Below are 10,565 nucleotides of genomic sequence, written 5' to 3'. Positions count from 1 at the left end.
GATGAACTGAAGCAACTCACTGTCGAATCCCGCATAACTCTTTGTTTACCAAGGAGTTTTCCGTTTCGACTGCGCCGGAAGTGGGGCGAATTATAGACTTCCAGAATCTGCCGTCAAGCCTTAATTTTGCTTTTTCTATCAATTAGTTAGCGTTGATTAAAAAAGCATCAAAACAGCCTCCCAATCGCCTCTATATAGAAGAGACGATTCAGATAACGCCGGCCGCCTTTAAAGCCGCCACATTCGCCGGCCCCAACCCCAACACATCCTTCAGCACTTGAGCCGTATGCTCCCCTAATAGAGGAGGCGCGCTCCGATACTCCACAGGCGTCTTGGACAGACGTATCGGACTGGCCACCTGAGGCACCATGCCCGCCAACGCATGCGGCAACTGCATCGCTAACCCACGCGCTTTAACCTGGGGGTCGGCAAACACCTGCGCCAGATCATTAATCGGCCCACACGGCACGCCAACCCGCTCCAATGCAGACACCCACTCAGCCGTCGTCTTGAACACCGTCGCCTGGCGGATCAAGGGAATCAGGTCCGCGCGGTTGGCTACCCGCGCCTTATTAGTAGAGAAGCGCGGATCATCCGCCCAATGCGGTTGCCCAGCCACCTCGGCGAACTTGCGAAACTGCCCGTCATTGCCCACGGTCAGGATAAAGTCCCCATCGGCCGTAGGAAAATCCTGATAAGGCACGATATTCGGATGAGCATTACCAAGGCGCTTCGGCGACACCCCCGTCGTCAGGTAATTCATCGCCTGGTTTGCCAGGCAAGCCACCTGCACATCCAGCAACGCCATATCGATATGCTGCCCGCCACCGTCGTGATCGCGATGAGCCAGCGCGGCCAGGATCGCCACGGTCGAGTAAAGGCCGGTCAGAATGTCAGTCAATGCCACCCCGACCTTTACCGGTCCTGCACCCTCATCGCCCTCAGGCCGGCCGGTCAGGCTCATGAGCCCGCCCAGCCCCTGAATCATGAAGTCATAACCGGCGCGCGACGCGTAAGGACCCGTTTGACCGAATCCTGTGATCGAGCAATAGATCAATTCCGGATTAATCTCTTTCAGCGCCGCATAGTCCAACCCATACGCCGCCAGACCACCCACCTTGAAGTTCTCGATCAAGATGTCCGACTTGGCAGCCAGGTCGCGCACCAGCTTCTGCCCCTCCGGCCGGGTAAAGTCGATGGTCACCGACTCCTTGTTGCGATTGGCCGAAAGGTAATACGCCGCCTCACTGGTGTTCTGGCCGTAGGCATCCTTAAGGAAGGGCGGGCCCCAGGCGCGCGTGTCATCGCCATTGCCCGGCCGCTCGACCTTGATGACCTCAGCACCAAGGTCCGCAAGAATCTGCCCGGCCCACGGGCCCGCCAGCACTCGCGATAAATCCAGCACCCGCAGATGTGAAAGCGCGCCCATGCCGTGCTCCCCTTAATAGAAGGCCTGAAGACCGGTTTGCGCGCGCCCGAGAATCAAGGCATGTACGTCGTGAGTCCCTTCGTAGGTATTCACCACTTCCAGGTTGACCAAGTGACGCGCCACACCAAACTCATCGGAAATACCGTTGCCCCCCAGCATATCCCGCGCCATTCGTGCGATATCCAGGGACTTGCCGCAGGAGTTGCGCTTCATGATCGAGGTAATCTCTACCGCCGCCGTGCCCTCATCCTTCATCCGCCCCAGGCGCAGGCAACCTTGCAGGGCCAGGGTGATTTCGGTCTGCATGTCGGCGAGTTTCTTCTGGATCAATTGGGTAGCCGCCAACGGGCGACCGAACTGCTGACGATCAAGGGTGTATTGGCGCGCGGTGTGCCAGCAGAATTCAGCAGCGCCCAGAGCGCCCCAGGAGATGCCATAACGCGCCGAGTTAAGGCACGTGAAAGGTCCCTTCAAACCGCGCACATCCGGGAAGATGTTCTCTTCCGGCACAAACACGTTGTCCATGACGATCTCGCCGGTGATGGACGCCCGCAAACCCACCTTGCCGTGAATCGCCGGAGCGCTCAGGCCCTTCCAGCCTTTCTCGAGGACAAACCCACGGATATCGCCCGCATCATCTTTACCCCACACCACGAACACATCGGCGATCGGGCTGTTGGTGATCCACATCTTTGCGCCGGTCAGGCTGTAGCCGCCATCCACTTTGCGTGCACGAGTAATCATCGCGCCCGGGTCAGAACCGTGATTGGGCTCTGTCAGACCAAAGCAGCCGATCCACTCGCCGGAAGCCAGCTTCGGCAGGTACTTCTGCTTTTGCGCCTCGGTGCCGAACTCATTGATCGGCACCATGACCAGTGACGATTGCACACTCATCATCGAACGGTAGCCAGAGTCGACACGCTCCACTTCACGCGCAATCAACCCATAACTCACATAGTTCAGGCCACTGCCACCGTACTGCTCGGGAATCATCGCGCCCAGCAAACCGGTTTCGCCCATCTCACGGAAAATCGCAGGGTCGGTCTTTTCATGCCGGAAGGCTTCGAGTACGCGCGGTGCCAACTTGTCCTGAGCGAATTGCTCAGCACTGTCACGCACCATGCGCTCTTCTTCGGTGAGCTGTTGATCCAGCAACAGTGGATCGATCCAGTTGAAGCTTGCCTTGCCAGCCATGAATAAGTCCTCGTTCAGAAAGCGGAAGTCGTGCATCGAGCCTAGGCCGGGTAACCGTAGAGGGCAAACGAGGTTTCTGCATAGGGTTGTGCTAATTTCTCACTTCGAAACTATTAAGAAGGGCGCAGACGCGCTTAATCAGTGAGTACACGGTACATGCGCAGGAAAATCCCCAGCACCACAGCCCTGGTCAGCTTTGAGGCCGCTGCCCGCCACGAGAGCTTTACCAAGGCGGCGCAGGAACTTTCCATCACGCAGGGAGCCATCTGCCGACAGATCGCCAGCCTTGAGGAGTTTTTGAGTGTCGAGCTATTTCGGCGCTCACGGCGCGGGGTAAAGCTGACCGAAGCCGGGCTTTCATACAGCCGACGCGTGGCCACGCAACTGGATGCGGTGGAGCGTGACACCCTATCCGTGATGGGGCAGCAGGGCGCTAACGTAATCGAGCTGGCCGTGGTACCGACGTTCGGCACACAGTGGCTGATACCACGCCTCAAGGACTTCCAACGCGCGCACCCGGAAGTCACGGTTAACCTCACCAACCGAACACGGCCTTTTCTGTTTGCCGATACCGAATTCGACGCAGCGATCTACTTCGGCGATGCCGACTGGTCCGGCACCGAGTCCCACAGGCTGATGGGCGAAAACCCCGTCCCCGTGTGCAGCCCGCGTTTATTGGGCCATCGCACGCAGTTCAGCCCCCAGCAGATAGCGGAGCTCCCCCTGCTGCAGCAGACCACTCGACCTTATGCCTGGCGCCAGTGGTTCAACGCCCAACAGCTGAACATACCCCGCGACATGACAGGCCCCCGTTACGAGCTATTCTCGATGTTGTCCCAGGCAGCGATGCATGACATGGGGATTGCGCTGATCCCGCCGTTTCTGATCCAGCGAGAGTTGCAGGAGAAGCACTTGGTCATCGCAAGCCCCGAAGCACTGCACAGTTCCAAGGCTTATTACCTGATGATTCCCGAGAGAAAAGTCGAATCTGCATCATTGCGCGCATTTAGAGACTGGCTCGTCGATCAATCGCAGCGCTACAACCCCAATGTTTAAAGGCTTAAAACTACTTATTGACCTTGTAGTCAAATTAATTTTAAACCTACAGATATACGTATATGTCGCTTTTAAGCAGACTGTACTCATTTACCGAAAATACGGCCCAAAGCCATGATCTTCATGGCCTGGAGCGTCATTCATCAATCAATACACGACAATTCACATCAGCAATACCGAAAGCGTCTATAAACCTCTATAACCCTTTAAACACCTGTATTTAAAGAGGTTATTTCGGGACATTGCGACAATCAGTCACAGGGTGACTTGTAGTTAATTTTTCGTCACCCGTCATAATCCCTTGATGGCCGTAAAGTTCGCCTGCAAAATGCCGCGCCCCGCTGTCATTTCAGCGGGATCGTGCTGATCGGCCGCCCCAGCTGCGCCACTCACGGTGCACTGGCCTTTTTACAAAAAGATCAAAAGCAAAAAGATCATGCAGGAGATTTGACGTGCACATTGGTGTTCCTCTCGAAACCCAGACCGGTGAAACGCGGGTGGCTGCCACCCCGGAAACCATCAAGAAGCTGATCGGCCAGGGCCATAAGGTCACTGTACAAAGCGGGGCCGGCCTGAAAGCCAGCATCGTCGACAGCGCCTATGAAACGGCAGGCGCAACCATTGGCAGCGCCGGCGATGCATTTGGCGCCGAGCTGATCCTCAAGGTGGTGGCCCCCAGCGACAGCGAACTGACGCTGATCAAAAGCGGCACCGTGTTGGTGGGCATGCTCAATCCGTTCAGCAACGAAACCATTGCCAAGCTGGCAGAGCAGGGGATAACTGCCTTTGCACTGGAAGCCGCGCCGCGTACCTCACGGGCTCAGAGCCTCGACGTGCTGTCGTCCCAGGCCAACATTGCCGGCTACAAAGCCGTGTTGCTGGCCGCCCATCACTACCCGCGCTTCATGCCGATGTTGATGACGGCCGCCGGTACGGTGAAAGCCGCACGCGTGTTGATCCTCGGCGCCGGCGTCGCAGGCCTGCAGGCCATCGCCACGGCGAAACGCCTGGGTGCGGTGATCGAAGCATCCGACGTACGCCCGGCGGTGAAAGAGCAGATTGAATCCCTCGGCGCCAAGTTCGTCGACGTGCCTTACGAAACCGATGAGGAGCGCGAATGCGCAGTCGGCGTCGGCGGTTACGCGCGCCCCATGCCCTCCAGCTGGATGCAGCGCCAGGCCCTGGCCGTGCACGAGCGCGCCAAGCAGGCCGACATCGTCATTACCACCGCCCTGATCCCCGGCCGCAAGGCGCCGACCCTGCTCAGCGCCGAAACCGTCGCGCAGATGAAACCCGGCTCGGTGGTCATCGACCTCGCAGCGGCCCAAGGCGGCAATTGCCCGCTGACTGTCGCGGACCAGGTTGTGGTCGAAAACGGCGTGATCATCTGCGGCCCGACCAATCTGGCCGGCGCCGTCGCTGCCGATGCCTCGGCGTTGTACGCGCGCAACCTGCTGGACTTCCTGAAGCTGGTCTTCAACAAGGAAGGGCAGTTTGAGATCAACCTCGAAGACGACATCGTCGCCGCGTGCCTGATGTGCCGCGACGGCCAGGTCATCCGCAAAAACGCCTAAGCAGGGATTCAGACAATGGAAGAGCTCATCTCCCCCGGTATCTACAACCTGATCATCTTTGTGCTGGCGATTTATGTCGGTTACCACGTGGTCTGGAACGTAACGCCTGCGCTGCACACCCCGCTGATGGCGGTGACCAATGCGATTTCGGCGATTGTGATCGTCGGCGCCATGCTTGCTGCGGCCCTCACAGTAACGCCACTGGGCAAGACCATGGGCACATTGGCCGTGGCCTTGGCAGCCGTGAACGTGTTCGGCGGTTTCCTGGTAACGCGCAGGATGCTGGAGATGTTCAAGAAGAAAGCCCCGAAAGTAAAAGAAGAGGCGCCGAAGTAATGAGCATGAATCTGGTAACGACGCTCTACCTGATCGCGTCGATCTGCTTTATCCAGGCCCTCAAAGGCCTGTCGCACCCTACTACCTCGCGGCGCGGCAACCTGTTCGGCATGCTCGGCATGGCGCTGGCGGTGCTCACCACCGTGGGCCTCATCTATAAGCTCGGTGCCGAGCTGGCCACTGCCGGCATCGGCTACGTGATCGTCGGCCTGCTGGTCGGCGGCACCGCTGGTTCGATCATGGCCAAGCGCGTGGAAATGACCAAGATGCCGGAGCTGGTGGCATTCATGCACAGCATGATCGGTCTGGCCGCGGTGTTTATCGCGATTGCTGCCGTGGTCGAGCCGCAATCGCTGGGCATCGTCAAACACCTGGGTGATGCGATTCCTGCCGGTAACCGTCTGGAGCTGTTCCTCGGTGCGGCCATCGGCGCCATCACCTTCTCCGGTTCGGTGATCGCGTTTGGCAAGCTGTCGGGCAAGTACAAGTTCCGCCTCTTCCAGGGCGCACCAGTACAGTTCGGCGGCCAGCACAAGTTGAACCTGGTGCTCGGCCTGCTGACCCTCGGCTTGGGCCTGGCCTTCATGTTCACCGGCAACCTCACAGCCTTCGCCTTGATGCTTGCCATGGCCTTTGTGCTTGGCGTGCTGATCATCATCCCGATCGGTGGCGCGGACATGCCGGTCGTAGTGTCGATGCTCAACAGCTACTCCGGCTGGGCTGCAGCAGGGATCGGCTTCTCGCTGAACAACTCGATGCTGATCATCGCCGGCTCGCTGGTAGGTTCGTCCGGCGCGATCCTGTCGTACATCATGTGCAAGGCGATGAACCGCTCCTTCTTTAATGTACTGCTCGGTGGTTTCGGCAATACGCCAGACGCTGCGGCCGCTGCAGGCTCTAAAGAAGCACGCCCGGTGAAATCCGGCTCGGCCGACGACGCGACCTTCCTGCTGACCAACGCCGACACGGTGATCATCGTGCCGGGCTATGGCCTGGCCGTGGCACGGGCGCAACACGCGCTGAAGGAACTGACCGAGAAGCTGACCCACCGTGGCGTGACCGTGAAGTACGCGATCCACCCGGTGGCGGGCCGCATGCCCGGCCATATGAACGTGCTGCTCGCCGAGGCCGAAGTGCCTTACGACCAGGTGTTCGAAATGGAAGACATCAACTCCGAGTTCGGCCAGGCTGATGTGGTGCTGGTGCTGGGCGCGAACGACGTGGTCAACCCGGCCGCCAAGAACGACCCGAACTCGCCGATTGCCGGCATGCCGATTCTGGAAGCGTTCAAGGCCAAGACCATCATCGTCAACAAGCGCTCGATGGCCAGCGGTTATGCCGGTCTGGATAACGAGCTGTTCTACCTGGACAAGACCATGATGGTCTTTGGTGACGCGAAAAAGGTCATCGAAGACATGGTCAAAGCCGTCGAATAACACTGCGCCAGCGCAACACCCGAAACCCTGGCCTCTTGTAGGCTGGGGTTTTTTATTACCTCATGAAACCCGACCAAAGGCTCTAAATCGCCGCCCAGCATTCGACCATGGTAGCGGGCCGAAATTTTTTGAAATCACTACACTGCCCACCTTGCTTCCGTAGCCTGAGATAACAATTCATGTACCGTGATCGTATCCGCTTGCCTTCGTTGTTGAACAAGGTCATGAGCGCGGCAGATGCCGCCGCACTGATCGAGGACGGCATGACCGTCGGCATGAGCGGCTTCACCCGCGCCGGTGAAGCCAAGGCCGTCCCCCACGCCCTGGCCGAACGCGCCAAGACTTCCCCGCTGAAAATCACCCTGATGACCGGGGCCAGCCTGGGCAATGACCTGGACAAGCAACTGACCGAAGCCGGCGTGCTGTCGCGACGCATGCCGTTCCAGGTCGACAGCACGCTGCGCAAGGCGATCAACGCAGGCCAGGTGATGTTCATCGACCAGCATTTGTCGGAAACCGTCGAGCAACTGCGCAACAATCAGCTCAAGTTGCCGGACATTGCCGTGATCGAGGCCGTCGCGATCACCGAACAGGGGCATATCGTGCCCACCACCTCCGTGGGCAACTCGGCGAGCTTCGCGATTTTTGCCAAGCAGGTGATCGTCGAGATCAACCTGGCGCACAACCCGAACCTGGAAGGGCTGCACGACATCTATATCCCGACCTACCGGCCGACTCGTACGCCGATCCCGCTGGTCAAGGTCGACGACCGCATCGGCAGCACCGCGATCCCGATCCCACCGGAAAAGATCGTCGCCATCGTGATCACCAACCAGGCAGACTCTGCCTCAACCGTGACCCCGCCTGACGCCGACACCCAGGGCATCGCCAATCATTTGATCAACTTCCTCAAGCAGGAAGTCGACGCCGGGCGCATGACCAACAAGCTCGGCCCGCTGCAGGCCGGGATCGGCAACATTGCCAACGCAGTGATGTGCGGTTTGATCGAGTCGCCGTTCGAAGAACTGACCATGTATTCGGAAGTGTTGCAGGACTCGACCTTCGACCTGATCGACGCCGGCAAGCTGAGTTTCGCCTCAGGCAGTTCGATCACGTTGTCTGAGCGGCGCAACGCCGATGTGTTCGGCAACCTGGAGAAATACAAAGACAAGCTGGTTCTGCGCCCGCAGGAGATTTCCAATCACCCGGAAGTGGTGCGCCGCCTGGGCATCATCGGCATCAATACCGCGCTGGAGTTTGATATCTACGGCAACGTCAACTCCACCCATGTCTGCGGCACGCGGATGATGAACGGCATTGGTGGCTCCGGAGACTTCGCGCGCAACGCGCACCTGGCGATCTTCGTTACCAAGTCGATTGCCAAGGGTGGTGCGATTTCCAGCGTGGTGCCCATGGTCAGCCACGTGGACCATACCGAGCATGACGTCGACATCCTGGTGACCGAGGTGGGCCTGGCCGACTTGCGCGGCCTGGCGCCACGCGAGCGGGCGAGGGTGATCATCGACAATTGCGTGCATCCGGCGTACCGCGACGCGCTGAACAGTTACTTCGAAGCCGCCTGCGCCATCGGCGGTCATACCCCGCATATCCTGCGCGAAGCACTGAGCTGGCACATCAACCTGGAAGAAACCGGCCACATGCTCAAGGCGTGATTGATACAGATTCGAGCTGATGCAAATAAAGTTTCATCAGCTCGAACCTCTGATGCGGGATTACTGAAAAAACTGTACTGCTGTACTGGTGTTTTCCTACAGAGATATCGTTGGCTTTTCGAGAATCTGTCCAATTTTGCACCACTTAAGTGCAGATAGGTACAGTTGCCCCATTTCCGTACAGTACAGCACCTTTAAACAGTTAACTGGCCCCTCACAATACAGGTGAACTGTATCTAGAGAGTCTTGCGCCGGAAGAGGATCATTGGCATCAGTTAAACCACTACCTAATCCCGCCACAAGCGGAAGGATGTCATCATGGAACGTACACTCAGTTCCGATCTGTTCTCTGAAAAAGCTGTAAACAACCAAGCCGCCATGCCTTTGCGCGTTCTTGCTAACCTGATGTTGTGGCAGCGCCGCATCTCCAGCCGCCACCAACTGGCTCGTCTGGATGCACGCCTGCTGGCTGACGCCGGTATCAGCGAAGCTCAACGCTACGAAGAGCTGAGCAAGCCGTTCTGGCGCTGATTAGCGCTCGCTGGCCCTGACCTGTCGGGTCCACTGCCAGCACCCAGATTTGTAAAATAAAGCCCGCCCCGGGTGACCAGAGGCGGGCTTTGTTGTTTCTGAGATTTGCGTTTGCAGCGATTAAACAGAAGACGCCTAACCAAACAGGTACAGTTTAATAAATATAACAATTAGGCAGTACAATTTAACTTTGGTGTATCTGTAACGGTTAAACCGGCTCGCCCAACATGGAGTTTCAATCTCCATGCAAGGCACCTGTCATGACTTTATGGACCCCTCTTTGTAAGCGCCTGTTACTCAAGCTGGGCAGCTTGACGCGCCGTGTATACGAACGAAGGAAGCTGGCGCAACTTGATTCACGCGAACTGGCTGATGCCGGCATCAGCTACGGCGAGCGAATGGCTGAGCTGTCCAAGCCGTTCTGGCGTGACTAGCCAGTCAAGAGGCTATCCGAATAGATAAATGACGGCTTAATATCCGGCTACAACGTGGCGAACCCCTTAGAGCAAGCGTCTGATCTGCAATGGCTGCCCTGCGCCACCTTATTCGTTCATCTACAGGAGTCACCTCATGTCCCGTCTTCGCCTGCTGAGTGCCGCCGCGCTGTTGGTCCTGGCTGCCAATGCCAACGCGACCAGCTTCATCGTGACCACCGACTCCATCGTCGGCGCTCTCAAAGCCACCTCCGACGCCAGCTCTGACGCCACTTCATCCCTGCGTGACAATAAGGTCGTTCGCGCCGCCCGTGACGACGCCGCCAGCTTCGTGGCCAGCGAAGGGGCCATTCGTGGTGTGAAGCTTGAGAGCGCCCTGGCCCAGATTCGCCAACAAGCGCCACAATTGAACGCCGCAACTGATGCCCAACTGGCCCAGGCCATCCTGGTTATCTGAGTGGATTGAAACGGGGAGCGCCCGCCGCCCCCTGGTGCGGCCACACTGGCTCTCGCCCGGGCATTGCGCTAGCCTTGGCGCTCGTTTTCAGTTGTCGAGTCCCATGGCTTTTTCTTACCGTTTATTAACAACCCCTGTTGTAGCATCGGTGTTGTTTTTCACCGCCTGGTCGCCACTGGCTTCGGCGTTTGACCTGAGCACCCAGAGCACCGTCGTGAGTGCATACGCCACCAGTAAGGTGACTTCTGCGCCCTTCGACAGAAAAGTAGTGATGGCCGCACAGGATGATGCTGCCGCGTTTATCGCTACTGAAGGCCAATGGCGGGGGGCCCGGTTGGAATCGGCGCTGGATTATCTGCGTCGCGCCCAGCCAAAACTTAACGCCAGCGACCTTGAACTGGCGCAGGCAATTCTCGTCCAATAATCATCTTGTATTTTCATCTTT

Annotated in this window: 11 protein-coding genes; 9 read left to right on the top strand and 2 right to left on the bottom strand. The window is 58.1% G+C overall.

The annotated features are described in order from the left end of the window. Positions 1-208: 208 nt before the first annotated feature. Together WBR57_RS20005 and WBR57_RS20000 are read right to left on the bottom strand one after the other, a co-directional pair. A complete protein-coding gene (locus WBR57_RS20005) occupies positions 209-1,429 on the bottom strand; it encodes a CaiB/BaiF CoA transferase family protein (RefSeq protein WP_424085887.1) in 1,221 nt (406 codons plus the stop codon). 12 nt (positions 1,430-1,441) lie between these two features. Beyond that, the gene (locus WBR57_RS20000) at positions 1,442-2,623 is read right to left on the bottom strand and encodes an acyl-CoA dehydrogenase (protein ID WP_003187423.1); all 1,182 of its coding nucleotides are present in this window, start codon (positions 2,621-2,623) and stop codon (positions 1,442-1,444) included. Between the two features lie 156 nt (positions 2,624-2,779). Here WBR57_RS20000 and WBR57_RS19995 point away from each other — a divergent pair, with 156 nt between their 5' ends. The 9 genes from WBR57_RS19995 (at position 2,780) to WBR57_RS19955 (ending at position 10,544) form a co-directional block, all read left to right on the top strand. Then, positions 2,780-3,679 carry a LysR family transcriptional regulator gene (locus tag WBR57_RS19995; RefSeq protein WP_424085885.1) on the top strand — a complete coding sequence of 300 codons (900 nt, stop codon included), beginning with the start codon at positions 2,780-2,782 and terminating at the stop codon, positions 3,677-3,679. Between the two features lie 452 nt (positions 3,680-4,131). Next, entirely contained in the window at positions 4,132-5,253 is a 1,122-nt protein-coding gene (locus WBR57_RS19990; protein WP_424085883.1) for a Re/Si-specific NAD(P)(+) transhydrogenase subunit alpha, read from the top strand. Between the two features lie 15 nt (positions 5,254-5,268). Continuing rightward, positions 5,269-5,589 carry an NAD(P) transhydrogenase subunit alpha gene (locus WBR57_RS19985; RefSeq protein ID WP_003187417.1) on the top strand — a complete coding sequence of 107 codons (321 nt, stop codon included), beginning with the start codon at positions 5,269-5,271 and terminating at the stop codon, positions 5,587-5,589. Beyond that, entirely contained in the window at positions 5,589-7,025 is a 1,437-nt protein-coding gene (locus WBR57_RS19980; protein ID WP_424085880.1) for an NAD(P)(+) transhydrogenase (Re/Si-specific) subunit beta, read from the top strand. Before WBR57_RS19985 ends, WBR57_RS19980 begins: the two co-directional genes overlap by 1 nt. 179 nt (positions 7,026-7,204) lie before the next feature. Next, a complete protein-coding gene (locus WBR57_RS19975) occupies positions 7,205-8,698 on the top strand; it encodes an acetyl-CoA hydrolase/transferase family protein (RefSeq protein ID WP_424085878.1) in 1,494 nt (497 codons plus the stop codon). 318 nt (positions 8,699-9,016) lie between these two features. Next, on the top strand, positions 9,017-9,229 hold the full coding sequence (locus tag WBR57_RS19970; RefSeq protein ID WP_122541308.1) for a DUF1127 domain-containing protein: 213 nt from the start codon (positions 9,017-9,019) through the stop codon (positions 9,227-9,229). Positions 9,230-9,489: 260 nt separating this feature from the next. Then, on the top strand, positions 9,490-9,663 hold the full coding sequence (locus tag WBR57_RS19965) for a DUF1127 domain-containing protein (protein ID WP_424085876.1): 174 nt from the start codon (positions 9,490-9,492) through the stop codon (positions 9,661-9,663). A gap of 136 nt (positions 9,664-9,799) precedes the next feature. Next, positions 9,800-10,120 (top strand): DUF2388 domain-containing protein, encoded by a 321-nt coding sequence (locus WBR57_RS19960; RefSeq protein ID WP_424085874.1) that lies wholly within the window; start codon positions 9,800-9,802, stop codon positions 10,118-10,120. A gap of 103 nt (positions 10,121-10,223) precedes the next feature. Then, positions 10,224-10,544 carry a DUF2388 domain-containing protein gene (locus tag WBR57_RS19955; RefSeq protein ID WP_424085872.1) on the top strand — a complete coding sequence of 107 codons (321 nt, stop codon included), beginning with the start codon at positions 10,224-10,226 and terminating at the stop codon, positions 10,542-10,544. The last annotated feature ends 21 nt before the right edge of the window (positions 10,545-10,565 follow it).

This window comes from Pseudomonas sp. (genome assembly GCF_049590575.1).
In the GTDB taxonomy this organism is placed as follows: Bacteria; Pseudomonadota; Gammaproteobacteria; order Pseudomonadales; family Pseudomonadaceae; genus Aquipseudomonas.
The sequence above is the reverse complement of the archived record's forward strand: the minus strand, read 5'-3'. Positions and strand labels throughout refer to the sequence as shown.

Coding starts and splice junctions, on each gene's coding strand:
- WBR57_RS19980 (WP_424085880.1), top strand. CDS start 5,589: ATGAGCATGAATCTGGTAACGACGCTCTACCTGATCGCGTCGATCTGC.
- WBR57_RS19995 (WP_424085885.1), top strand. CDS start 2,780: ATGCGCAGGAAAATCCCCAGCACCACAGCCCTGGTCAGCTTTGAGGCC.
- WBR57_RS19970 (WP_122541308.1), top strand. CDS start 9,017: ATGGAACGTACACTCAGTTCCGATCTGTTCTCTGAAAAAGCTGTAAAC.
- WBR57_RS19960 (WP_424085874.1), top strand. CDS start 9,800: ATGTCCCGTCTTCGCCTGCTGAGTGCCGCCGCGCTGTTGGTCCTGGCT.
- WBR57_RS19985 (WP_003187417.1), top strand. CDS start 5,269: ATGGAAGAGCTCATCTCCCCCGGTATCTACAACCTGATCATCTTTGTG.
- WBR57_RS20000 (WP_003187423.1), bottom strand. CDS start 2,623: ATGGCTGGCAAGGCAAGCTTCAACTGGATCGATCCACTGTTGCTGGAT.
- WBR57_RS19975 (WP_424085878.1), top strand. CDS start 7,205: ATGTACCGTGATCGTATCCGCTTGCCTTCGTTGTTGAACAAGGTCATG.
- WBR57_RS20005 (WP_424085887.1), bottom strand. CDS start 1,429: ATGGGCGCGCTTTCACATCTGCGGGTGCTGGATTTATCGCGAGTGCTG.
- WBR57_RS19955 (WP_424085872.1), top strand. CDS start 10,224: ATGGCTTTTTCTTACCGTTTATTAACAACCCCTGTTGTAGCATCGGTG.
- WBR57_RS19965 (WP_424085876.1), top strand. CDS start 9,490: ATGACTTTATGGACCCCTCTTTGTAAGCGCCTGTTACTCAAGCTGGGC.